The sequence below is a fragment of the Pantoea sp. SYBGC1 genome (genome assembly GCF_057197005.1).
The window spans coordinates 266,603-288,974 of record NZ_JBXUNM010000003.1 but is presented as its reverse complement, the minus strand read 5'-3'; the positions used below and the strand labels follow the sequence as shown (position 1 = coordinate 288,974).

The following is a 22,372-nucleotide window of genomic DNA, read 5'->3' as shown; positions in this document are numbered from 1 at the left end:
TGTGGTGTCTGAAGTTGACCGAGCACGTGATTTTTTGAGGTAACAAAATGACAGTTTCAGTAGAAACCACCCAGGGTCTGGGCCGCCGCATTTCGATTACTATTCCAGCTGACAGCATTGACGCTGCAGTTAAGAAAGAACTGATTGAAGTGGCTAAGAAAGTCCGTATCGATGGTTTCCGTAAAGGGAAAGTGCCATCGCATATCATCAATCAGCGCTACGGCGCCTCTGTTCGCCAGGATGTGCTGGGTGAGCTGATGACGCGTAACTTCGTTGACGCCATCATCAAAGAGAAAATCAATCCAGCGGGCGCGCCTGACTATGTGCCGGGTGAGTACAAAGAAGGCGAAGACTTTACCTATGCGGTTGAGTTTGAAGTCTATCCGGAAGTGGAATTGCAGGGTCTGGACGCAATCGAAGTTGAAAAACCGGTTGTTGAAGTGACCGATGCAGACGTTGATGCGATGCTGGATACTCTGCAGAAGCAGCAGGCTACCTGGAAAGAGACTGACGCAGCGGCTACCGCTGAAGATCGCGCTACCATCGATTTCAACGGTTCTGTTGATGGCGAAGAGTTTGAAGGCGGTAAAGCGTCTGACTTCGTTCTGGCGATGGGTCAGGGTCGTATGATCCCTGGTTTTGAAGAGGGCATCACCGGTAAGAAAGCGGGTGACACCTTCACTATCGACGTTAAATTCCCGGACGATTACCACGCAGAAAACCTGAAAGGGAAAGATGCGAAGTTTGATATCGTTCTGAAGAAAGTTGAAACCCGTGAGCTGCCAGAACTGACCGCTGATTTCATCAAGCGTTTCGGCGTAGAAGATGGTTCAGTTGATGGCCTGCGTGCAGAAGTGCGTAAAAACATGGAGCGCGAGCTCAAAGGCGCTATCCGTAACCGCGTGAAGTCTCAGGTTCTGGATGGTCTGGTTGAAGCGAACAACATCGACGTACCGGCCGCTCTGATTGATGGCGAAATCGACGTGCTGCGTCGTCAGGCTGCTCAGCGCTTTGGTGGCAATGAGAAGCAGGCGCTGGAACTGCCACGTGAGCTGTTCGAAGAGCAGGCAAAACGTCGCGTGGTTGTCGGTCTGCTGCTGGGCGAAGTGATCCGCATCAACGAGCTGAAAGCTGACGAAGATCGCGTTAAGACGCTGATCGAAGAGATGGCTTCTGCGTATGAAGATCCGCAGGAAGTTATCGAGTTCTACAGCAAGAACAGCGAGCTGATGAACAACATGCGCAACGTTGCACTGGAAGAGCAGGCGGTCGAGGCTCTGCTGGCGAAAGCCAAAGTCGCCGACAAAGCGACCTCTTTCCAGGAGCTGATGAACCAGACCTCTGCGGCCTGATTAATCACTTAACGGAATGTGCTCAGCCCGCGACCTCCTGTCGCGGGCTTTTTTATAGTTATGATAAAACCCCCCTTCCTGCACCGCTATTTGACTAATTAAGCGGCAAATTATCCGTTATGCTCTTTTTCCAGGTTAGCGAATAGAGAAAAGGTTGTTATGCTTGAAACAACCGGGCAGCATCCCCAGATAGAGGAAGAATGCGAGAGAACCGTGAGGCTGGCTGATTAACCGTCCTGAAATGTCGGAACGAGGCGGCTGTGCATAGTTTTCGCAGCGCGTCTCACGTAGAATCGGTACAGAATGTTGCCAATGAAATTTATCAGGAGACGGTAATGTCATACAGTGGCGATCGTGAATTTACTGCACCAACTAATGCGCTGGTGCCAATGGTGGTCGAACAAACCTCGCGCGGCGAGCGTTCTTACGACATCTATTCCCGCCTGCTTAAAGAGCGCGTTATCTTTCTGACCGGTCAGGTTGAAGATCACATGGCGAACCTGATTGTGGCGCAGATGCTGTTTCTGGAAGCAGAGAATCCGGAAAAAGATATCTATCTCTACATCAACTCACCGGGTGGCGTGATTACGGCTGGTATGTCGATCTATGACACCATGAAATTCATCAAGCCGGACGTCAGCACCATCTGTATGGGTCAGGCGTGCTCAATGGGCGCGTTTTTGCTGACGGCAGGAACCAAAGGTAAACGTTTCTGCCTGCCTAACTCCCGCGTGATGATTCACCAGCCGCTGGGCGGCTATCAGGGACAGGCAACGGATATTGAAATTCACGCGCGTGAAATTCTGAAAGTAAAACAGCGCATGAATGAGCTGATGGCTGAGCATACCGGCAAATCACTGGAGCAGATTGAGCGCGATACCGAACGCGATCGTTTCCTCTCTGCCAGCGAAGCGGTAGAGTATGGTCTGGTTGACTCTATCCTGACACACCGTCAATAAGACGCACCTGCCTGGCCCTTACGCTATAGTTAACGGGGGGCAGGCAGGTGAGTTGCATGCATACCGGCCGTTGTTGTACGGCCAGTGCCGTACACCAGAGTAGGTCTGAGAACGAAAAGAGGTTAGCTGATGACAGATAAGCGCAAAGACGGTTCAGGTAAGTTGCTGTACTGCTCTTTCTGCGGCAAAAGCCAGCATGAAGTCCGTAAGCTGATTGCCGGGCCGTCAGTCTATATTTGCGACGAATGTGTCGATTTATGTAATGACATCATTCGTGAAGAGATTAAAGAGGTTGCGCCCCATCGCGAGCGTAGCGCTCTGCCAACGCCACATGAAATTCGTCACCATCTCGATGACTATGTTATTGGTCAGGAAAAGGCGAAAAAAGTGCTGGCGGTTGCCGTTTACAACCACTACAAACGCCTGCGCAATGGCGATACCAGCAACGGTATCGAGCTGGGCAAAAGTAACATTCTGCTGATCGGCCCAACCGGTAGCGGTAAGACACTGCTGGCAGAAACGCTGGCGCGCCTGCTGGATGTGCCTTTTACCATGGCGGACGCCACCACGCTGACCGAAGCGGGTTATGTGGGCGAAGATGTGGAAAACATCATTCAGAAGCTGCTGCAGAAGTGCGACTATGATGTGCAGAAGGCGCAGCGCGGGATTGTCTACATCGATGAGATTGATAAAATCTCCCGTAAGTCTGATAACCCTTCTATTACGCGTGATGTGTCAGGCGAAGGCGTGCAGCAGGCGCTGCTGAAGCTGATCGAAGGCACCGTTGCCGCTGTCCCGCCTCAGGGTGGTCGCAAACATCCGCAGCAGGAGTTTCTGCAGGTTGATACATCGAAAATCCTGTTTATCTGCGGCGGTGCATTTGCCGGCCTTGATAAGGTGATTTCGCAGCGTGTAGAAACCGGATCGGGTATCGGCTTTGGCGCGACAGTAAAAGGCAAATCGCAAAAAGCCAGCGAAGGCGAACTGCTGTCACAGGTAGAGCCGGAAGATTTGATCAAGTTTGGTCTGATTCCGGAATTTATCGGTCGTCTGCCAGTGGTCGCCACGCTGAACGAGCTGAGCGAAGAAGCCCTGATCCAGATCCTGCGCGAGCCGAAAAATGCGCTCACCAAGCAGTATCAGGCGCTGTTCAACCTGGAAGGCGTTGAGCTGGAGTTCCGCGACGAAGCGCTGACGGCTATCGCTAAAAAGGCGATGTCGCGCAAAACCGGTGCGCGCGGTCTGCGTTCTATCGTTGAGGCAGCCCTGCTGGAAACCATGTATGACCTGCCTTCAATGGAAGATGTTGAGAAAGTGGTTATCGATGATTCGGTGATTGATGGCGAGTCCGATCCAATGCTGATTTACGGAAAGCATGAAGCACAAGCTTCTGGCGAATAAATAAGCAGCCAAATCACGTTGTTATCTTAAAAAAGGGGAATTCTATTCCCCTTTTACTTTTCTCACTCCTGTGACATTGAATGTCGGACAAGCATCCCCATATACTCATAATCCTGTGGGTTTAACTGCATACAGCCTGTATTACGCGGTACCCATCACCTGGCGGACATTAAACTAAGAGAGAGCTCTATGAATCCTGAGCGTTCTGAACGCATTGAAATCCCCGTGTTGCCGCTGCGCGACGTGGTGGTTTATCCGCACATGGTAATTCCGTTGTTTGTTGGTCGGGAAAAATCGATTCGTTGCCTGGAAGCAGCAATGGATCATGACAAGAAGATCATGCTGGTTGCCCAGAAAGAGGCTTCAACGGATGAACCTGGAATTAACGATCTCTTTGCCGTAGGGACAGTGGCGTCCGTACTGCAGATGCTGAAGCTGCCTGATGGCACAGTTAAGGTGCTGGTGGAGGGCCTGCAGCGTGCCCGCATTACCACGCTATCTGACAATGGCGATCACTTTGTCGCTCAGGCTGAATATCTGACTTCGCCAGAAATTGAAGAGCGCGAGCAGGAAGTGCTGGTGCGCACCGCGATTAATCAGTTTGAAGGCTATATCAAGCTGAACAAAAAGATCCCGCCTGAAGTGCTGACGTCGCTGAACAGCATTGATGATGCGGCGCGCCTGGCCGATACCGTGGCGGCGCATATGCCTCTGAAGCTGGCGGATAAACAGTCCGTGCTTGAGATGTCCGACGTTAACGAGCGTCTGGAATATCTGATGGCGATGATGGAATCGGAAATTGACCTGCTGCAGGTTGAAAAACGTATTCGCAATCGCGTCAAAAAGCAGATGGAAAAAAGCCAGCGCGAATATTATCTGAACGAACAGATGAAGGCGATTCAGAAAGAGCTGGGCGAGATGGATGACGCACCAGACGAGTATGAAGCGCTGAAGCGTAAAATCGACGCGGCTAAAATGCCGGCTGAAGCGCGTGAAAAAGCGGAAGCTGAGCTGCAGAAACTGAAGATGATGTCGCCGATGTCGGCAGAAGCGACGGTGGTACGCGGCTACATCGACTGGATGGTGCAGGTTCCATGGAACGCGCGCAGTAAGGTGAAGAAGGATCTGCGCAAAGCGCAGGAGACGCTTGATACCGATCACTTTGGTCTTGAGCGCGTCAAAGATCGCATCCTTGAGTATCTTGCGGTGCAGAGTCGCGTCAGCAAAATCAAAGGCCCAATCCTCTGTCTGGTTGGCCCGCCGGGTGTGGGTAAAACCTCTCTGGGACAGTCGATTGCGAAAGCGACCGGACGTAAATATGTGCGTATGGCGCTGGGCGGCGTGCGTGATGAAGCAGAAATCCGCGGACATCGTCGCACCTATATCGGTTCAATGCCGGGCAAACTGATCCAGAAAATGGCGAAAGTGGGCGTGAAAAACCCGCTGTTCCTGCTGGATGAGATTGATAAAATGTCGTCTGATATGCGCGGCGATCCCGCTTCGGCACTGCTGGAAGTGCTGGATCCGGAACAGAACATCGCGTTTAACGATCACTACCTGGAAGTCGACTACGATCTGTCTGACGTAATGTTTGTCGCGACCTCCAACTCCATGAATATTCCGGCACCGCTGCTGGATCGTATGGAAGTGATCCGCCTGTCGGGCTATACCGAAGATGAAAAACTCAATATTGCAAAGCAGCATCTGCTGCCAAAACAGATTGAGCGCAATGCGCTGAAAGAGAAAGAGATCAGCGTTGACGATAGCGCAATCATCGGCATCATTCGCTATTACACGCGTGAAGCAGGCGTACGTAGCCTGGAACGTGAACTCTCTAAGTTATGCCGTAAAGCGGTTAAAGCGCTGCTGATGGATAAAACTCAGAAGAGCATCACAATTAATGGCGACAACCTGAAAGATTTCCTCGGCGTACAGCGTTTTGATTACGGTCGCGCTGACAGCGAAAACCGCGTAGGGCAGGTGACCGGCCTGGCGTGGACCGAAGTGGGCGGCGATCTGCTGACCATCGAAACCGCATGTGTACCGGGTAAAGGCAAGCTGACCTATACCGGTTCTCTCGGCGAGGTCATGCAGGAGTCGATTCAGGCTGCATTAACCGTGGTTCGCGCCCGGGCAGAGAAACTGGGTATTAACGGCGACTTCTATGAGAAGCGTGATATCCACGTGCATGTGCCGGAAGGGGCTACACCGAAGGATGGTCCGAGTGCCGGTATTGCGATGTGTACGGCGCTGGTCTCCTGTCTGACCGGTAACCCGGTCCGTTCCGATGTGGCGATGACCGGCGAGATCACGCTGCGTGGTCAGGTACTGCCTATCGGTGGTCTGAAAGAGAAACTGTTGGCAGCACATCGTGGCGGGATTAAAACTGTACTGATCCCGGATGAAAACAAACGCGATCTGGAAGAGATCCCGGCAAACGTGATTGCCGATCTCAGCATTCATCCGGTTAAACGCATTGAAGAGGTGCTGAATCTGGCCCTGGAAAATGCGCCATCCGGTATGCAGGTTGTGACGGCAAAATAGCGCTAAGCAGCAAACGCGGCTAAAAAGCGAAGCTGGCAGGTCAAATCAGGCTTGCCAGCTTTTTTTTGCCTGTTAAGTTAGAGGGCTGCTGGATCTGCGATTAAGATGAATACCGTTGTTTCAGCACCACAGGCTTGTTATAACTGGCAGCGCGTTTGCTCCGGCATCAAGAGCGGGGCAAAGTGAATAATAAAAGAGGGGATGAAGAGAGTGAATAAGTCACAGTTGATCGACAAAATCGCTGCAGAAGCGGATATTTCAAAAGCAGCAGCCGGACGTGTACTGGAAGCATTTACCGAATCTGTTTCTGGCGCGCTGAAAGAGGGCGATGAAGTAGCCCTGGTGGGTTTCGGTACTTTCTCTGTGCGCGAGCGCGCTGAGCGTGCCGGCCGTAATCCACAAACCGGTAAAGAGATCACTATCCCGGCTGGCAAAGTACCGGGATTCCGCGCGGGTAAAGCGCTGAAAGACGCCGTTAATTAAGCCAGTCAGGATTAACCAGTGAAGCATTTTCTTCTCTGGATTGAGGACGAAAAAGCCGTTCTCATGTAACATACGGGCACATCATTACTGATGTGCCTTTTTTATTTGATGCGTAGCTTAAGCCAGTGGCTTCAGTCTCCGCATGGTTGCCAGCTGCCAGCCTGAACTGCAGCTGCACGATGATGGCATCGTGTCTGAGCTTTACATTCACACTACAGCGGAGTGTTGTCATACCATGATGGACAATTTACGCGCGGCGTCGAATCATGTCGTGCTCAAGGTTATTCTGGGATTGATTATCCTGTCCTTTGTGCTTACCGGGGTGGGCAACTACCTGATAGGTGGCAATGGCGATTACGCTGCGAAAGTTAACGGCCACGAAATCAGCCGGGCTGAGCTGGAGCAGGCGTTTAACAGCGAGCGCAACCGTCAGCAGCAGATGCTGGGCGATCAGTTCTCGCAGCTGGCGAGCAATGATGGATATATCCAGCAGATGCGCCAGCAGGCGCTGTCACAGCTGGTGGATCAGGCGCTGCTGGATCAGTACATCAGCGAGCTGCATCTCGGCATCAGTGATGAGCAGGTAAAGCAGGCCATTTTCAACCAGAAAGCGTTTCAGACCAACGGCAAATTTGATAATGCCAAATATAACGGTCTGATCACCAGCATGGGCTTCTCAGCCGATCAATATGCAGAAGCGCTGCGCAAGCAGTTGCTTAATCAGCAGCTGATCAACGCTATCGCTAACACTGATTTTATGCTGAAAGATGAGACCACGAAGCTGACAGATTTAGTCTCACAGCAGCGGGAAATTCGTCAGGCGGTGATTAACGTGGATGCGCTGGCAGCGAAGCAGACGGTTAATGACGACGAGATCGCGCAGTATTATCAGCAGCATCAGAACAGCTTTATGGCCCCGGAGCAGTTCCGCGTCAGCTACATCAAAATGGATGCAGCAGCGATGCAGCAGCCGGTCAGCGAAGCGGACATTCAGAGCTGGTATGATCAACACAAAGCGGACTATTCACAGCCGCAGCGCAGCCGTTACAGCATCATTCAGACCAAAACCGAGGCGGAAGCCCGGTCAGTACTGGATGCGCTGAAGCAGGGCGGCGATTTTGCCAGCCTGGCGAAAAGCAAATCTGCCGATCCTATCTCCGCGCGTAAAGGCGGTGATATGGGCTGGCTGGAGCCTGCAACCACGCCGGATGAGCTGAAAAATGCCGGCCTGACGCAGAAGGGCCAGCTTTCAGACGTCATCAAATCCTCCGTAGGTTTCCTGGTGGTACGTCTGGACGATATCCAGCCGGAGCAGGTGAAGCCGCTGGCGCAGGTGCACGACGTTATCGCGGATAAAGTTAAGCAGGAGAAAGCGCTCGACGCGTTCTACAAGCTGCAGCAGAAAGTCAGCGAGGCCGCCAGCAACGACAATGAGTCGCTGGCGGGTGCAGCCCAGGCATCGGGTCTTAAGGTCAGTGAAACAGGCTGGTTTACCCGCGATGATATGCCTGCCGACCTCGACTTTGACGCGGTTAAACAGGCGGTCTTCAGCGGTAGCTTAATCGGGCAGAACGGCGCGCCGGGTAGCAACTCCGATATTATCAGCGTGGATGGCGATCGCGCATTTGTACTGCGCATCAGCGCACACAAACCGGAAGCGGTAAAACCGCTTGACCAGGTGAAAGCACAGGTTACCGATCGCATCAAACACGATAAGGCGACGCAGCAGGCTAAAGCGCAGGCAGATAAACTGCTGGCCGAGCTGAAAGCGGGCAAGAGTGAGGCGCTTAGCGCGGCAGGACTGACGCTGAGCAGCAGCAAAGTGGTTGATCGTAACGCACAGGATCCGGTCGCCCGGACCGCATTTTCACTGCCGCAGCCCGCAGAGAATAAATCGTCCTGGGGCATAAGCGAAGATATGCAGGGCAACGTTGTGCTGGTCGCACTGGATAAAGTCTCTGCCGGCAGCCTGCCGCAGAACCAGGTCGATGAGATGATCAAAGGCGTGACGCAGAATAATGCGCAGATCGCGTTTGAAGCGCTGCTGGAGAATCTGCGCAAAGAGGCGAAGATCAAATACGGGGCAGCGGCACAAACCCAGTAAGCCTCACAAAATCAGGTAATATTCTGCAACAATCAAAGGCCGCTTCTGCGGCCTTTTCCATCTCTGCGCTTCGCCTTTTGCTGGACATCCCCTGCTGTGACACGCTGCTGATGCTGTCAAACACAAGGAGAAAAACAGCATGAACAAATCTACTTTTCACGCATTTTGTCTGACACTGGCGCTGGGCGGCGCACTCTGCAGCAGCAGCCTTGCGCTTGCGGCGGCAGAGCCTGCGGAAGCGCAGTCGAAGCCGCTATCGCTGACGGCCGGGCCGGTCAGCATCAACGACGCTACTGCGGAGCAGCTGGCGAGCGCCATGAATGGCATCGGGCTGAAAAAAGCGCAGGCGATTGTCAGCTATCGCGATGAGTACGGGCGCTTTACCGCGCTGGATCAGCTCAAAGAGGTGCCGGGTATTGGCAGCGCGCTGGTAGAACGCAACAGCGATCGGCTCAAACTGTGAAGCACTTCGCGACGCTGAAGAATCCGTGAAGACCGGCAACAGGCTGTGCTATGCTCAACAGGTCCAACCAGTTAGTAATTTCAGCCTGTTCAGGAGCGTTGATGCAAACCACAATAAAAGTGCGCGGTTATCATCTGGATGTTTATCAGCACGTTAACAACGCGCGCTATCTCGAATTTCTGGAGGAGGCGCGCTGGCAATGGCTGGAAGAAGCGGACGCCTTTAACTGGCTGATGGCGCAAAAACTGGCGTTCGTGGTGGTAAACATCAATATCAACTATCGCCGGCCTGCGGTTCTGGGCGATTGTCTGGTCATTGAGAGCGATGTGTCACAGCTCAGCAGCCGCAGCGGGATCATCGCACAGCGTGTGCTGCTTGCAGAAGATCGCACTGTGGTGGCTGACGCTCTGCTGACGTTTGTCTGTATCGACTTACGGACGCAAAAAGCGGTGCCGCTGGAGGGAGAACTGCGCGAACGCCTGGCCGCTCTCATGACCGGACGGTAAACCGTGGCGTCACCGCTGACGCCACGCCAGCGGCATGCTGACTTAGCGCAGGCCGCTTTTTTGCTTCATTGCCGTCATTATCGCGGCGGCATTGTCCTGATACTCCGCCAGCCCGCGGGCACGTAAATGACAGGCGGCGCAGGTTCCGCAGCCATCCCCTTTGATGCCGTTATAGCAGGTCAGCGTTTCCGTCCGCACCAGCGGCAGCTGCTGCCAGTAATCCGCGAGCGCCCAGGTCTCTGCTTTGTTCAGCCACATCAGCGGCGTCTCAAAGCGAATTTCGCGAGCCATGCCAAGGCTGACCGCGTGATTTAACGCTTTAACAAACTCATCGCGGCAGTCGGGATAGCCGGAGAAGTCGGTCTCGCAGACGCCGGTGATAACGGCTTCAGCTTCTACCTGATACGCGTAGACAGAGGCGAGCGTCAGAAACAGAATATTACGGCCCGGAACAAAGGTGCTGGGTAATCCGCTGGCATCAGCCTCATAGGCCGGTACCGGGATGTTATCGCGCGTCAGGCTGCTTATCGCCAGTTCGTTAAGCAGGGTAACATCCAGTACTTTATGCGCGCGCGCGCCCAGTTTGTGCGCCAGCTCCGCTGCCACTTCGATCTCTTCTCGGTGGCGCTGGCCATAATCGAAGGTGACGCAGTGAACTTCATCATAGTGCTGCAGAGCCTGAATCAGGCAGGTGGTGGAGTCTTGTCCACCACTGAAAACGACAACGGCGCGTTTCATTAACTTATCTCTCCTGGTGTGGTGCCTTATGGTACTGCGTCAGCGCCAGAGTGAACAGGGCAGGTGGCGGGATCCATGCCCGGGTAAAGCCAGACCAGCCCGGTGAAGTCAGCCGCACACCTTCAACGCCCGCGGGCGCCCATACCTGATAACGCCAGTGGAACAGTGGCAGCAGATAACTTTTGCTCACTGGCGTATGGAAAAGTTGCTGAGCGGCGGACGATCCTGCGCTCACGGGCGATCTGCTGAAAGCTGCCGCGCAGCCGCTAAAACTGGCTGACACGATGAAGTTCACGCATAGTTAAACCGGGAACCGTTTTCAAAAAGTATTCACTTTTTGTTCCGCAATGACCAGGCGATAGTAAAAGGCATCCCCCGACAGGAGAACAGGCATGGCTCGTCTTGCAGCATTTGATATGGACGGCACGCTGCTGCTGCCCACGCATCAGTTAGGTAAAGAGACGCTGGAAACCCTGCACGCGCTGCAGCAGCGCAATGTGATTCTGGCCTTTGCCACCGGCCGCCATCTGCTGGATATGCAGGTGATCCGTACACAGATCACGCTGCCTGCGTGGCTGATAACCGGTAACGGCACGCGGATTCACGACCCGCAGGGCAACCAGCTGTATGGCTGCGATCTGCCGGCGGACGTCGCAGAGCAGGTCATGCGAACCCGCTGGGAAACGCCAGCCTCCATTCATCTGTTTACCGACGAGGGCTGGTTCACTGATAAGCCGCTGCCTGGCGCGCTGGAGGCGCACTCGCTCAGCGGGTTTAGCTATCAGCTGTGCGATTTGCAGCGGATGTCAGGAAATAACATCACCAAAATCTGTTTTATCGCACCCCACGAGATGCTGCTGGCGCTGCAGGAAGAGCTGCAGCAGGCGCTGGGCGCGCGTGCCACTATCTGTTTTTCCGCCTGGGACTGTCTTGAGGTTCTGCCGACAGGTTGCCATAAAGGCGCGGCGCTGGCGCGACTGTGCGAACATCTCGATCTGCCGCTGGCGGAGTGTATGGCCTTTGGCGATGCGATGAACGATCGCGAGATGCTGGAGCAGGTAGGTAAAGGCTTTGTTATGGGCAACGCGATGCATCAGCTTAAAGCCGCGCTGCCGCATTTGCCGGTTATCGGCCATTGCGAGACACAGGCGGTGTCTCACTATTTAAATCACTGGCTGACCACGCCCCACCTTGATTACTCCCCCCGGGGCTGAGTCTTGCCGTGAGCCGGACCGGATGTCCGGTTTTTTTATTGCAGCGCCTGCAGCCAGGGCTGAATATCGCCAATCTGCGCCGCAACCCACGCCGGGTTGTAATAAGTGTCAGGATAGCGTTCGCCGCTGTCACAGAGTAGCGTAACCAGCGCGCCCCGTTCACCGCTGGCGCGCATGCGTTTCGCCACCTGCATCATGCCCCAGAAGTTGGTGCCGGTTGAAGCGCCGGGGCGCCGCCCGAGGATCTGTTCCAGCCGCAGCATAGCCGCCAGCGTGGCGCCATCGGGGACTTTGATCATCTCATCAATCACGTCGGGCATAAAAGAGGGTTCGACGCGCGGGCGGCCGATTCCTTCAATCAGGCTGCCGCGTGCATTGCGCAAACTGCTGTCCCGGCTGTGCCAGTAGTCAAAAAATACCGAATGCTGCGGGTCAGTAACCAGCAGGCGGGTGGAGTAGCCCTGATAGCGGATATAGCGGCCCAGCGTGGCGGAAGTGCCGCCGGTGCCGGCGCTCATGATCAGCGTATGCGGCACCGGAAACGGCTCATGCGCCATCTGCCGGAAAATGCTTTCCGCAATATTATTATTGCCGCGCCAGTCCGTCGCGCGCTCGGCATAGGTAAACTGATCCATAAAGTGGCCATTGAGTTCACGCGCCAGGCGCTCAGACTCCGCGTAGAGCTGGCACGGGTCAGCCACAAAATGGCACTCTCCGCCGTAAAAACGGATCATCTCAATTTTGCGCTTTGCGGTGCTGACCGGCATAACCGCAATAAATGGCAGGCCGAGCAGCCGGGCAAAGTAGGCTTCCGACACGGCGGTACTGCCAGATGACGCTTCGATAATTGGGGTCTTTTCACCGATCCAGCCATTAGCCAGCCCATACAGAAACAGCGAACGTGCGAGGCGATGTTTCAGGCTGCCGCTGGGGTGCGTGCTCTCATCTTTGAGGTAAAAAAAGATGCCCGGAAAATCGTCCAGCGTAAAGCGGATCAGGTGTGTGTCAGCCGAGCGCTGGATATCAGCGTTGATCTCATTAATGGCGTAGCGGATCCAGGGGGTTTGCATGGCGATTCTCTCCGGTTTTCATTGTCGCCAGTGTACGGCACGGGCAGGAAAAAGAGGTTGCTAAAACCAGGGTATAATCGGTTATTCAGAGAAAAATATTCTCCGGTGAGGCGTGATGATAGATAAAATTGACCGCAAGCTGCTCGCCCTTCTGCAGAAGGATTGCACGCTATCGCTGCAGGCGCTGGCAGAGTCGGTCAATCTGACCACCACGCCCTGCTGGAAGCGCCTGAAAAAGCTTGAAGATGATGGCATCATCCGGGCGCGCGTAGCGCTGCTGGATGGTGAAAAACTCGGTCTGTCCCTGACCGCGTTTATGCTGATCAAAACGCAGCAGCACAGCAGCGAATGGTTCAGGCAGTTTGTCGCCGTGGTTGAGCCAATGCCGGAAGTTATGGCGTTCTACCGTATGGCCGGTGAGTATGACTATCTGCTGCGAATACAGGTTGCGGATATGAAGAGCTACGACGCGTTTTATAAGCGGCTGGTTAATGGCGTGCCGGGTCTGATAGATGTCACCTCCAGCTTTGCGATGGAAGAGATTAAATATTCAACCGCGCTGCCCGTTGTGCCCTGAAGCGTAAATAAAGAGAGAGATTGTGCGATTATTCAGCCAGCTTAGTTGGTATTTCCTGCGTGAGTGGCGCCGCTATGCCGGTGCTGTCTGCCTGCTTATTATCATCGCCTTACTGCAGCTGATCCCGCCGCATCTGGTCGGCGTAATTGTCGATGGCGTCACGCAGCAGCGGCTCTCTGCCGGGCAGATTATGATGTGGATCGGCGTTATGTTGCTGACCGCCATTATCGTTTATCTGCTGCGCTATGTCTGGCGCGTGCTGCTGTTTGGCGCCTCATATCAGCTGGCGGTAGAGCTGCGCGAGGACTTTTATCGTCAGCTGAGCCGGCAGCATCCTGCGTTCTATCTGCGCCATCGCACCGGCGATCTCATCGCACGCGCAACGAATGATGTCGACCGCGTTGTGTTTGCGGCGGGGGAGGGAGTGCTGACGCTGGTGGACTCCCTGGTCATGGGGCTGGTGGTCCTGGCGGTCATGAGTACGCAGATAAGCTGGCAGCTGACGCTGCTGGCGCTGATCCCGATGCCCTTTATGGCGCTGGCGATCCAGCGGGATGGTTCCCGGCTGCATCAGCGTTTTAAAGTTGCGCAGGCGGCGTTCTCCAGTCTTAACGATCAGACGCAGGAGAGCCTGACCAGCATCCGTATGATCAAAGCATTTGGACTGGAAGATCACCAGTCGCAGCAGTTTGCTGACATCGCCAGCGATACCGGACGTAAAAATCTGCATGTTGCGCGGGTAGATGCGCGATTTGATCCCATTATTTACGTCGCCGTTGGCTTCTCCAACCTGCTGGCGATCGCAGGCGGCGGCTGGATGGTATGGCACGGTATCCTGACGCTGGGCCAGCTCACCAGCTTTGTGATGTATCTGGGGCTGATGATCTGGCCGATGCTGGCGCTGGCGTGGATGATCAACATCGTGGAGCGCGGCAGTGCGGCCTGGAGCCGTATTCGCGCGCTGCTGGCTGAAGCGCCGGCAGTGGCTGACGGCACCCTGACGTTACCGCCTGAGCCGGCTGTGCTGCAGCTCGCCATCGACGCCTTTCACTACCCGGGGACAGAAAATGCCGTACTGCAGGATATCCATGCGAAGCTGCAGCCAGGGCAGATGCTGGGATTATGTGGCCCGACCGGCTGTGGTAAAAGCACGCTGCTCAGTCTCATCCAGCGCCACTTCGATATCGATCGGGGAGAGATCCGCTACGGCGAGCTGCCGCTGGCGCAGCTGCAGCTGGACAGCTGGCGCAGCCGCCTGGCGGTAGTGAGTCAGACGCCGTTTCTGTTTTCTGACAGCGTGGCAAACAATCTGGCGCTGGGACGTCCCGACGCCACGCAGCAGCAAATTGAGCAGGCGGCAAGAATGGCCTGCGTGCATGAGGATATTCTGCGCCTGCCGCAGGGCTATGAGACAGAGGTTGGAGAGCGTGGGGTCATGCTTTCGGGCGGGCAGAAGCAGCGCATCGCGATTGCCCGCGCGCTGCTGCTGGAGGCGGAGATCCTGATTCTGGACGATGCGCTCTCCGCGGTAGATGGACGTACCGAACATGACATCCTGCATAACCTGCGCATCTGGGGGCAGAACCGTACGCTGATTATCAGCGCGCACCGTCTCTCGGCGTTAACGGAAGCGAGTGAAATTCTGGTGCTGCAGCAGGGGCGCGTTGCGCAGCGTGGCGAGCATGACCAGCTGGCGGCGCAGCCGGGCTGGTATCGCGATATGTACCGCTATCAGCAGCTGGAAGCGGCGCTGGATGATGAGAGTGAAAACAAAGATGAAACCGCAACAGGAGCGCAGCATGGCTAAGTCGCAGCGGCTGTGGCCGACGCTGAAACGGCTGCTGGCATACGGAAAACCCTGGCGCCGCTCGCTGTGGCTGGCAACCGGTATGCTCTGGCTGGCGGCGGCGGCCGAGGTGACCGGCCCGGTGCTGGTCAGCTATTTTATCGATCGCCTGATCGCCAGACATCAGATGCCGTGGGGCATCGTGGCGGGATTACTGGTGAGTTTTATCCTGCTGCAGCTCATGGCGGCGGCGCTGCACTATTTTCAGGCGCTGCTGTTTAACCGTGCGGCAATCGGAGTGGTGCAGCAGCTGCGCGTTGATGTCATGAACGCGGCGCTGCGCCAGCCGCTGAGCGCGTTCGACACCCAGCCGGTAGGGCAGATTATTTCGCGCGTCACTAATGACACCGAGGTTATTAAAGATCTCTATGTCACCGTAGTCGCCACCGTGCTGCGCAGCGCCGCGCTGATTGGCGCGATGCTGGTCGCCATGTTTTCGCTTGACTGGCGTATGGCGCTGGTGGCGCTGGTTATTTTCCCGCTGGTGCTGACCGTGATGCTGATTTATCAGCGCTACAGTACCCCGATTGCCCGCCGGGTTCGCAGCTATCTGGCGGATATCAACAACGGCTTTAACGAAGTGATCAACGGCATGAGCGTGATCCAGCAGTTCAGGCAGCAGGCGCGTTTCGGGGCCCGCATGAGCGAAGCGAGCCGCGCCCACTATATGGCGCGCATGCAGACGCTGCGGCTGGACGGATTTCTGCTGCGCCCGCTGCTTAGCCTCTTTTCTGCACTGATTTTGTGCGGCCTGTTACTGCTATTCAGTTTTGCTTCACCCGGCGCATTTGAAGTCGGCGTGCTTTATGCCTTTATCACCTACCTGGGCCGGCTGAATGAGCCGCTGATCGAACTGACGACGCAGCAGTCGATGCTGCAGCAGGCGGTGGTATCGGGTGAACGCATCTTTGAACTGGTTGATGCGCATCAGCAGGGGTATGGCAGCGAAAGTGCTCCGCTGCGTTCCGGCGAAATTGCGCTGCACGACGTCAGTTTCGCCTATCGCGACGATCGCGACGTGCTGACCAATATCTCCTTTACCGTGCCGTCACGGGGCTTCGTTGCGCTGGTCGGGCATACCGGCAGCGGCAAGAGCACGCTGGCAAACCTGCTGATGGGTTACTATCCGGTAAAGCACGGGTCGATTGTGCTGGACGGGCGTCCGGTCTCTTCGCTCTCGCACGATGCGCTGCGCACCGGCATTGCCATGGTGCAGCAGGATCCAGTGGTGCTGGCCGATACGCTGCTGGCTAACGTACAGCTGGGGCGGGCGATCCCTGAAGAGCGGGTGTGGCAGGCGCTGGATAGCGTGCAGCTCGCTACGCTGGCCCGTGCGCTGCCGGAGGGTATTCATACGCGGCTGGGAGAGCAGGGCAATACGCTGTCGGTCGGGCAGAAACAGCTGCTGGCGCTGGCTCGTGTGCTGGTCGCGCCGCCGCAGATCCTGATCCTCGATGAAGCTACCGCAAACATCGATTCCGGCACCGAGCAGGCGATTCAGCAGGCGCTGCGCACCCTGCGCCAGCACAGCACGCTGGTGGTCATTGCGCACCGGCTCTCGACGATTATGGAGGCGGAACAGATCCTGGTGTTACATCGCGGCCATATTGCCGAGCGTGGTACGCATGCAGAGCTACTGGCGCAGCAGGGGCGCTACTGGCAGATGTATCAGCTGCAGCAGGCTGGCGAGCAGCTGGCGGCCGGCGCATCCGCCTGAGGTGCACCTTTTTTGTTCATGCTGACCCGTTCCTTTCTCACTTCTGCACCTCTTTGACGCCCTGAGCACCAAAGAGGTGCAGACCTCCGCACCGTTCTTTCTCTCCGGCGATGCCGCCCCGCGCTGAGCCTGTACCGCCGCCGCGTTAAAACGCGTTTTGCACTTCTGGCACACCCTTTGCTTCAGCCACTGCGTATACATCGCGCAGTTGTGTTTAATCCGGAGGGGACGTATGAAGCTGGTTACCGTGGTAATCAAACCATTCAAGCTGGAGGATGTCCGTGAGGCACTATCCTCCATTGGCATTCAGGGGCTGACGGTATCTGAAGTTAAAGGGTTTGGCCGTCAGAAAGGACATGCCGAACTCTATCGCGGGGCCGAGTACAGCGTTAACTTCCTGCCAAAAGTAAAAATTGATATCGCGATTGCAGATGACCAGCTGGATGAAGTGGTTGATGTCATCAGTAAAGCGGCTTACACCGGCAAAATCGGCGACGGCAAAATCTTCGTTGCTGAGCTGCAGCGGGTGATCCGTATCCGTACCGGTGAAACTGACGAAGCGGCGCTCTGATCCGGGTTCTGACTTGAGATGGGATGAATAAAATGAAAAAAATGATGATGAAACTGGGCCTTGCCAGCCTGGCGCTGTTACCCACTCTGACGCTGGCTGCTGCCCCTGCGGTCGCAGATAAAGCGGACAACGCCTTTATGATGATTTGTACCGCACTGGTACTTTTTATGACAATTCCCGGCATCGCGCTGTTTTATGGCGGCCTGATCCGCGGTAAAAATGTCTTGTCCATGCTCACACAGGTTGCCGTAACCTTTGCCCTAGTCTGCGTATTGTGGGTTGTATATGGCTACTCGCTGGCCTTCAGCGAAGGCAACGCCTTTTTCGGCAACTTCCAGTGGGTGATGCTGAAAAACATTGAGCTGAAAGCCGTCATGGGCAGCTTCTATCAATATATTCACGTCGCGTTCCAGGCGTCGTTTGCCTGTATTACCGTCGGATTGATCGTAGGCGCGCTGGCTGAACGTATTCGCTTCTCAGCGGTGCTGATTTTCGTCGGCGTCTGGCTGACACTCTCCTATCTGCCGATTGCGCATATGGTGTGGGGCGGCGGTTATCTGGCGCAGGATGGCGCGCTGGACTTTGCCGGCGGTACCGTGGTGCATATCAACGCCGCTGTCGCGGGGCTGGTAGGCGCGTATCTGGTCGGAAAGCGTGCCGGTTTTGGCAAAGAGGCGTTTAAACCGCATAACCTGCCGATGGTGTTTCTCGGCACGGCCATTCTCTACGTCGGCTGGTTTGGCTTTAACGCCGGTTCAGCGTCATCGGCGAACGAAATTGCTGCGCTGGCGTTTGTAAACACCGTTGTCGCTACCGCAGGTGCAGTGCTCTCCTGGGTCTTTGGTGAGTGGGCGCTGCGCGGTAAGCCTTCGCTGCTGGGTGCCTGCTCCGGCTTTATCGCCGGCCTGGTCGCCATTACGCCAGCCTGTGGCTACGTGGGCGTTGGCGGCGCACTGATCATCGGTCTGGCGGGCGGACTCGCGGGCATCTGGGGCGTTACGACGCTGAAAAGATGGCTGCGCGTCGATGACCCCTGCGATGTGTTTGGCGTGCACGGCGTGTGCGGTATCCTCGGCTGCATCCTGACCGGCGTCTTCGCCTCCAGCTCGCTGGGTGGCGTTGGCTATGCGGAAGGCGTCACTATGGGGCATCAGGTCTGGATCCAGATATTCAGCTGTATCGTCACCGTGGTCTGGTCCGGTGTGGTGGCCTTTATCGGCTTCAAGCTGGCGGATGTGATTGTCGGCCTGCGCGTACCGGAAGAGCAGGAGCGTGAAGGCCTGGATGTAAACAGCCACGGCGAAAACGCGTATAACCAGTAAGCTAAAAACGAAGAGAAGGGGCGACCAGGTCGCCCCTTTTTTTATGCGTCGCGCTGACGCATAACACCTTCCTGTACCGTGGTCGCTACCAGCGTACCCTCCTGCGTATAGAACTCGCCGCGTACAAAGCCGCGCGCACCAGAGGCAGACGTACTCACCACGCTGTAAAGCAGCCATTCTGAGAGATCAAACGGGCGGTGAAACCACATCGAGTGATCGATCGTGGCCACCTGCATATCCGCCTCCAGAAACCCTTTACCGTGCGGCTGCAGCGCCACCGGCAAAAAGTTAAGGTCGGAGGCGTAGCCCAGCACATATTGATGGATGCGGCGATCGGCAGGCATCTGGCCATTAGCGCGCACCCAGACCTGGCGAACAGGCTCAGCCACGTGGCCCTTAAGCGGATTGTGGATCTGAACCGGACGGATATCCAGCGGCCGCTCAGCGAGAAACTTCTCTTTAAGCTTCAGCGGCAGATGCGCGGCGAGTTTTTGCGCCAGATCGCGTTCAGAAGGCAGCTCATCCGGCCCCGGCACCGGGGGCATACTGTTCTGATGCTCAAACCCGGTTTCAGGCGCCTGAAAGGAGGCGGTCATATAGAAAATAGGCTGGCCATTCTGGACAGCGCTGACGCGGCGCGCGCTGAAGCTTTTGCCGTCGCGCAGCGTTTCGACATCGTAAATAATCGCTTTATGGCTGTCGCCGGGACGCAGAAAATAGCTATGAAATGAATGAATAATGCGATCTTCCGGCACCGTCTGTTTAGCGGCATAGAGCGCCTGGCCCACCACCTGACCGCCAAACACCTGACGCAGACCGAGATCTTCACTCTGCCCGCGGAACAGGCCTTCTTCCAGTTTTTCCAGATTTAATAGCGTAAGCAGGTTAGTCAGCGCCTGGCTCATAATCATGTCCTCATCAGCAGATATGGCGCAAGTGTGAAAGATCCGACCAGTTTGCGCAACGGATTTGCGCTGATTTCTGATGACGGGTGAGGCTCCAGGCGCAATGCGGATTTCTGTGCCAGAATTAAGAGCAATCGGCGGTTGAAATGCCAGCTAAAAATTAACCGCCGACAATCATAGTGTTCATAAGGAGACGACATCGATGAAACTCTGGCAGGTTATTAGCGGTATGACACTGGCGGCGGCGATTACAGGGTGTGCTGACCACAGCAAACCGGTTCCGACGCCTACGCTTGGCTCGGCGGTTGCCGGCCAGCAGTCGGCCATCAAGCAGCCTAACGTAAGCGGTTCTGTTTATATCCGTCAGCGCATCGCGCTGCCGCCGGATGCAGTACTGACCGTTACGCTGGCAGATGCGTCGCTGGCGGACGCGCCTTCTAAAGTGCTGGCACAGCGTGCCGTGCGTACCGAAGGCAAACAGTCACCGTTCCAGTTTATTCTGCCCTTTAACCCGGCAGACATTAAGCCAGACGCGCGCATTCTGCTGAGCGCAGCCATCACTATGGATGGCAAACTGGCGTTTGTTACGGACACGGTGAAGCCAGTGATCAATCAGGGTGGCACCAAAGCTGAATTGCTGCTGGTGCCGGTTGCCAATCGCGCAATGTCGACGCAGCCAGGTGCCGCGACCACGGTTCCGTCGACGTCACCTACTCAGGTAACGCCATCGGCTTCCGTACCGGCGCCGACCAGTCTGTAATCTGCAGCATCAGCAGGCCCGTTGCGGGCCTGCTGATTAAATCTCCCAGCGATAGCGTGCCATATCAATCCCGCCTTCCTCACTGACAATGACCCCTTCAGCCTCCAGCGCATCACGCTGACGCAGCAGATCGTCACCCTGCAGGGAAATCTGTCCGTAACGGTTGACAACGCGATGCCAGGGCAGCGTACTTTCCGGCGGCAGGCGACGCAGTACACCGCCTACCTGACGCGCAGCGCGCGGTGAACCGGCGAGTAAAGCGATATCACCGTAGGTGGTTACCTGACCGCGCGGTATTGCGGCTACAATGTGCCAGACGCGTGCGGCAAAATTCAGAGAATCATTCATTATCGGGAGTAAGAAACAGAGGGAAACCTGAAGCAGGGTAGCTGACAGAGTACGCCTGTTCAAGAAAACAACGGTTGTCTGGCTCACCCTTGCAATTGCACAGGCGTTCGCTGATAATGCCCCCGCTCTCTGATAAGAGAGCACTCAATGGAGGCCCTGTTGGTTCTCCCGCAACGCTAACTTGTGAACTCGGTCAGGTCCGGAAGGAAGCAGCCGCAGCAGGCGACGCGTGTGCCGGGATGTAGCTGGCAGGGCCTCCACCCATTTTGGGCCAGCAACCAGCCGCGCCTCTTCAGAGTTTTACGGCACTCCCTTGCCTTTTTCCGCTTCAGTCACTCAACAGCACTGCACGCTGTATCAGCGAACATATTTCCACACAGAGCCTGGCACTTTATCGTAAAGCTTGTTCATGGTCAGTTCAGCAAGGCGATGATCTGCTGCTGAATAGAATACTGCCAGTTCGCTATCCGGTAATTCATACTTATTTTTTTCGATGACCCGTTCAAGGGTATCAATTGAACGACAACGACGCAGACGCATCAAATAGTCGGTCTTGGTCAGGGTTTGATTGCTCATGAAAAAAATTTTCTCACTCTGATGCTAAAAGGAATGGCTCGGTTGCTGAAGATAAGCACACTCTTCGGCGAAAATATTAAATAAGCGTTTAGCGGATCGCTGCCAGCGCTGAAGATCCTTTGCATTGATACTGTAACTGCTAAAAAGCATAAAGGTATCATCAAGATATTCATCAATTTGAGAAATCAGCGACTCATCTTCCGTATGCTTAATTTTGTAATTCATTGTGAAAGAGGCTATATGCTCAATAAAATCGTTGAGCTGTAAATTAGCAGAGGAGGCAGGGTCATTAACCCAGTCGCGATGATTTTCACTCAGGGTAGCCATACTCTCGTCATACAGGTTTTCACATAAGAATTTAAGCTGGGCAATATCATGCCGTTTCGGTGAGTATTCGTCCATCTTTTTCCCTCCATAGCGAGCACAGGAGCCGCAGCGCGGCGAGATTTAAAAGAGCTACCAGGGAGCGATCACGAATAAAAATAATTCAGCGACCTGTTAAATGTAATCCACAATCATTAGTTTTGCTCACCTCAATTACCAAATATTACAATTCATCAGCAGGGGAGAGGCGCGTATTGTCAATCACATCAAACACCAGCGCGCCGGGCTTTACGTGGAACATAACTTCTTCATGTCGGGTAAATGTTTCGTTCAAATCGAGGCAGGGATTAAATAAATCCCAGGAAAATTCATAAAGCATTTTAAAACTATCTGGATTAATGGTTTTAATAGATAGTACCTGAAAACTTTCAGGAACTAATTGAGCACTCTGCGAATACCAGTCTAACTCTCCGGCCAGCGCTTCAGCTATTTTAAGAATATTCCCCTGAATGACGCTGCGAAGTTTGTCACAGTCATGTTCATCTGCCGCAACGTCCACATTAATAATAGCCTGCATAGCGTATTCCGTAAA

The 22,372-nt window shown here is 55.1% G+C and carries 23 protein-coding genes and 1 other RNA gene; 16 read left to right on the top strand and 8 right to left on the bottom strand.

What is annotated here, in order from left to right; translation table 11 throughout:
• The first annotated feature begins 47 nt into the window (after positions 1-47).
• From tig to AC2CF9_RS08630, 8 genes are all read left to right on the top strand, one after another.
• Complete coding sequence (tig, locus tag AC2CF9_RS08665) at positions 48-1,352, top strand: trigger factor (RefSeq protein WP_094111500.1); 1,305 nt, start codon at positions 48-50, stop codon at positions 1,350-1,352.
• 335 nt (positions 1,353-1,687) lie between these two features.
• Complete coding sequence (clpP, locus tag AC2CF9_RS08660) at positions 1,688-2,311, top strand: ATP-dependent Clp endopeptidase proteolytic subunit ClpP (RefSeq protein WP_010616837.1); 624 nt, start codon at positions 1,688-1,690, stop codon at positions 2,309-2,311.
• 129 nt (positions 2,312-2,440) lie between these two features.
• On the top strand, positions 2,441-3,712 hold the full coding sequence (gene clpX / locus AC2CF9_RS08655) for an ATP-dependent protease ATP-binding subunit ClpX (protein WP_039382987.1): 1,272 nt from the start codon (positions 2,441-2,443) through the stop codon (positions 3,710-3,712).
• A 189-nt stretch (positions 3,713-3,901) separates the two neighbouring features.
• Positions 3,902-6,256, top strand: coding sequence for an endopeptidase La (gene lon, locus AC2CF9_RS08650; protein ID WP_039382988.1), 2,355 nt, complete (start codon positions 3,902-3,904; stop codon positions 6,254-6,256).
• A 210-nt stretch (positions 6,257-6,466) separates the two neighbouring features.
• Positions 6,467-6,739, top strand: coding sequence for a nucleoid-associated protein HU-beta (gene hupB, locus AC2CF9_RS08645; RefSeq protein WP_039382989.1), 273 nt, complete (start codon positions 6,467-6,469; stop codon positions 6,737-6,739).
• A 235-nt stretch (positions 6,740-6,974) separates the two neighbouring features.
• Positions 6,975-8,843, top strand: coding sequence for a peptidylprolyl isomerase (ppiD, locus tag AC2CF9_RS08640; RefSeq protein ID WP_484556773.1), 1,869 nt, complete (start codon positions 6,975-6,977; stop codon positions 8,841-8,843).
• A gap of 139 nt (positions 8,844-8,982) precedes the next feature.
• The gene (locus tag AC2CF9_RS08635) at positions 8,983-9,306 is read left to right on the top strand and encodes a ComEA family DNA-binding protein (RefSeq protein ID WP_484556772.1); all 324 of its coding nucleotides are present in this window, start codon (positions 8,983-8,985) and stop codon (positions 9,304-9,306) included.
• Positions 9,307-9,407: 101 nt separating this feature from the next.
• Positions 9,408-9,812: an acyl-CoA thioesterase gene (locus tag AC2CF9_RS08630; protein ID WP_484556771.1), complete on the top strand. Its 405-nt coding sequence runs from the start codon at positions 9,408-9,410 to the stop codon at positions 9,810-9,812.
• Positions 9,813-9,854: 42 nt separating this feature from the next.
• Here the strand turns inward: AC2CF9_RS08630 and queC are convergent, their stop codons facing one another.
• The gene (gene queC, locus AC2CF9_RS08625; protein ID WP_039382992.1) at positions 9,855-10,550 is read right to left on the bottom strand and encodes a 7-cyano-7-deazaguanine synthase QueC; all 696 of its coding nucleotides are present in this window, start codon (positions 10,548-10,550) and stop codon (positions 9,855-9,857) included.
• A gap of 4 nt (positions 10,551-10,554) precedes the next feature.
• The gene (locus AC2CF9_RS08620; protein WP_484556770.1) at positions 10,555-10,785 is read right to left on the bottom strand and encodes a hypothetical protein; all 231 of its coding nucleotides are present in this window, start codon (positions 10,783-10,785) and stop codon (positions 10,555-10,557) included.
• Between the two features lie 157 nt (positions 10,786-10,942).
• Here AC2CF9_RS08620 and cof point away from each other — a divergent pair, with 157 nt between their 5' ends.
• The gene (gene cof, locus AC2CF9_RS08615; protein ID WP_150017646.1) at positions 10,943-11,764 is read left to right on the top strand and encodes an HMP-PP phosphatase; all 822 of its coding nucleotides are present in this window, start codon (positions 10,943-10,945) and stop codon (positions 11,762-11,764) included.
• A 35-nt stretch (positions 11,765-11,799) separates the two neighbouring features.
• Here cof and AC2CF9_RS08610 read toward each other — a convergent pair whose 3' ends face one another.
• Positions 11,800-12,834, bottom strand: coding sequence for a PLP-dependent cysteine synthase family protein (locus AC2CF9_RS08610; RefSeq protein ID WP_484556769.1), 1,035 nt, complete (start codon positions 12,832-12,834; stop codon positions 11,800-11,802).
• Positions 12,835-12,949: 115 nt separating this feature from the next.
• Between AC2CF9_RS08610 and AC2CF9_RS08605 the strand changes: the two genes are divergently transcribed.
• The 5 genes from AC2CF9_RS08605 (at position 12,950) to amtB (ending at position 18,867) form a co-directional block, all read left to right on the top strand.
• Positions 12,950-13,411 (top strand): Lrp/AsnC family transcriptional regulator, encoded by a 462-nt coding sequence (locus tag AC2CF9_RS08605; protein ID WP_484556768.1) that lies wholly within the window; start codon positions 12,950-12,952, stop codon positions 13,409-13,411.
• A gap of 22 nt (positions 13,412-13,433) precedes the next feature.
• Entirely contained in the window at positions 13,434-15,218 is a 1,785-nt protein-coding gene (locus tag AC2CF9_RS08600; RefSeq protein WP_484556767.1) for a SmdA family multidrug ABC transporter permease/ATP-binding protein, read from the top strand.
• Positions 15,211-16,974 (top strand): SmdB family multidrug efflux ABC transporter permease/ATP-binding protein, encoded by a 1,764-nt coding sequence (locus tag AC2CF9_RS08595; protein WP_484556766.1) that lies wholly within the window; start codon positions 15,211-15,213, stop codon positions 16,972-16,974. The genes AC2CF9_RS08600 and AC2CF9_RS08595 overlap by 8 nt, the downstream gene beginning before the upstream one ends.
• A gap of 232 nt (positions 16,975-17,206) precedes the next feature.
• A complete protein-coding gene (gene glnK, locus AC2CF9_RS08590) occupies positions 17,207-17,545 on the top strand; it encodes a P-II family nitrogen regulator (protein WP_003850469.1) in 339 nt (112 codons plus the stop codon).
• Positions 17,546-17,577: 32 nt separating this feature from the next.
• Positions 17,578-18,867, top strand: a complete 1,290-nt coding sequence (gene amtB, locus AC2CF9_RS08585; RefSeq protein WP_484556802.1) for an ammonium transporter AmtB — start codon at positions 17,578-17,580, stop codon at positions 18,865-18,867.
• 41 nt (positions 18,868-18,908) lie between these two features.
• On the opposite strand, the gene tesB is transcribed toward amtB, so the two are convergent.
• Positions 18,909-19,772, bottom strand: a complete 864-nt coding sequence (gene tesB, locus AC2CF9_RS08580; RefSeq protein WP_039382999.1) for an acyl-CoA thioesterase II — start codon at positions 19,770-19,772, stop codon at positions 18,909-18,911.
• A gap of 202 nt (positions 19,773-19,974) precedes the next feature.
• Here tesB and AC2CF9_RS08575 point away from each other — a divergent pair, with 202 nt between their 5' ends.
• Complete coding sequence (locus AC2CF9_RS08575) at positions 19,975-20,532, top strand: YbaY family lipoprotein (RefSeq protein WP_484556765.1); 558 nt, start codon at positions 19,975-19,977, stop codon at positions 20,530-20,532.
• Positions 20,533-20,568: 36 nt separating this feature from the next.
• On the opposite strand, the gene AC2CF9_RS08570 is transcribed toward AC2CF9_RS08575, so the two are convergent.
• Positions 20,569-20,880: an MGMT family protein gene (locus tag AC2CF9_RS08570; protein ID WP_484556764.1), complete on the bottom strand. Its 312-nt coding sequence runs from the start codon at positions 20,878-20,880 to the stop codon at positions 20,569-20,571.
• Positions 20,881-21,037: 157 nt separating this feature from the next.
• On the opposite strand from AC2CF9_RS08570, the gene ffs reads away from it, so the two are divergent.
• Positions 21,038-21,134: signal recognition particle sRNA small type (gene ffs / locus AC2CF9_RS08565), an RNA gene on the top strand.
• Between the two features lie 103 nt (positions 21,135-21,237).
• On the opposite strand, the gene AC2CF9_RS08560 is transcribed toward ffs, so the two are convergent.
• The 3 genes from AC2CF9_RS08560 to AC2CF9_RS08550 all read right to left on the bottom strand — a co-directional run bounded on the left by AC2CF9_RS08560 (position 21,238) and on the right by AC2CF9_RS08550 (position 22,357).
• Complete coding sequence (locus tag AC2CF9_RS08560) at positions 21,238-21,456, bottom strand: HHA domain-containing protein (RefSeq protein WP_039383002.1); 219 nt, start codon at positions 21,454-21,456, stop codon at positions 21,238-21,240.
• Between the two features lie 24 nt (positions 21,457-21,480).
• Positions 21,481-21,858 carry an Hha toxicity modulator TomB gene (gene tomB / locus AC2CF9_RS08555; protein WP_039383003.1) on the bottom strand — a complete coding sequence of 126 codons (378 nt, stop codon included), beginning with the start codon at positions 21,856-21,858 and terminating at the stop codon, positions 21,481-21,483.
• A gap of 145 nt (positions 21,859-22,003) precedes the next feature.
• Positions 22,004-22,357: a hypothetical protein gene (locus AC2CF9_RS08550; protein ID WP_150017632.1), complete on the bottom strand. Its 354-nt coding sequence runs from the start codon at positions 22,355-22,357 to the stop codon at positions 22,004-22,006.
• Between the last annotated feature and the right edge of the window lie 15 nt (positions 22,358-22,372).

Excerpts from the sequence above, each read along its gene's own strand:
- AC2CF9_RS08610 (WP_484556769.1), bottom strand. The coding sequence starts at position 12,834 with ATGCAAACCCCCTGGATCCGCTACGCCATTAATGAGATCAACGCTGAT.
- AC2CF9_RS08575 (WP_484556765.1), top strand. The coding sequence starts at position 19,975 with ATGAAACTCTGGCAGGTTATTAGCGGTATGACACTGGCGGCGGCGATT.
- queC (WP_039382992.1), bottom strand. The coding sequence starts at position 10,550 with ATGAAACGCGCCGTTGTCGTTTTCAGTGGTGGACAAGACTCCACCACC.
- cof (WP_150017646.1), top strand. The coding sequence starts at position 10,943 with ATGGCTCGTCTTGCAGCATTTGATATGGACGGCACGCTGCTGCTGCCC.
- amtB (WP_484556802.1), top strand. The coding sequence starts at position 17,578 with ATGAAAAAAATGATGATGAAACTGGGCCTTGCCAGCCTGGCGCTGTTA.
- AC2CF9_RS08550 (WP_150017632.1), bottom strand. The coding sequence starts at position 22,357 with ATGCAGGCTATTATTAATGTGGACGTTGCGGCAGATGAACATGACTGT.
- AC2CF9_RS08635 (WP_484556772.1), top strand. The coding sequence starts at position 8,983 with ATGAACAAATCTACTTTTCACGCATTTTGTCTGACACTGGCGCTGGGC.
- clpX (WP_039382987.1), top strand. The coding sequence starts at position 2,441 with ATGACAGATAAGCGCAAAGACGGTTCAGGTAAGTTGCTGTACTGCTCT.
- lon (WP_039382988.1), top strand. The coding sequence starts at position 3,902 with ATGAATCCTGAGCGTTCTGAACGCATTGAAATCCCCGTGTTGCCGCTG.
- AC2CF9_RS08630 (WP_484556771.1), top strand. The coding sequence starts at position 9,408 with ATGCAAACCACAATAAAAGTGCGCGGTTATCATCTGGATGTTTATCAG.
- AC2CF9_RS08605 (WP_484556768.1), top strand. The coding sequence starts at position 12,950 with ATGATAGATAAAATTGACCGCAAGCTGCTCGCCCTTCTGCAGAAGGAT.
- tomB (WP_039383003.1), bottom strand. The coding sequence starts at position 21,858 with ATGGACGAATACTCACCGAAACGGCATGATATTGCCCAGCTTAAATTC.
- glnK (WP_003850469.1), top strand. The coding sequence starts at position 17,207 with ATGAAGCTGGTTACCGTGGTAATCAAACCATTCAAGCTGGAGGATGTC.
- tig (WP_094111500.1), top strand. The coding sequence starts at position 48 with ATGACAGTTTCAGTAGAAACCACCCAGGGTCTGGGCCGCCGCATTTCG.
- tesB (WP_039382999.1), bottom strand. The coding sequence starts at position 19,772 with ATGAGCCAGGCGCTGACTAACCTGCTTACGCTATTAAATCTGGAAAAA.
- AC2CF9_RS08595 (WP_484556766.1), top strand. The coding sequence starts at position 15,211 with ATGGCTAAGTCGCAGCGGCTGTGGCCGACGCTGAAACGGCTGCTGGCA.
- AC2CF9_RS08570 (WP_484556764.1), bottom strand. The coding sequence starts at position 20,880 with ATGAATGATTCTCTGAATTTTGCCGCACGCGTCTGGCACATTGTAGCC.
- clpP (WP_010616837.1), top strand. The coding sequence starts at position 1,688 with ATGTCATACAGTGGCGATCGTGAATTTACTGCACCAACTAATGCGCTG.
- ppiD (WP_484556773.1), top strand. The coding sequence starts at position 6,975 with ATGATGGACAATTTACGCGCGGCGTCGAATCATGTCGTGCTCAAGGTT.
- AC2CF9_RS08560 (WP_039383002.1), bottom strand. The coding sequence starts at position 21,456 with ATGAGCAATCAAACCCTGACCAAGACCGACTATTTGATGCGTCTGCGT.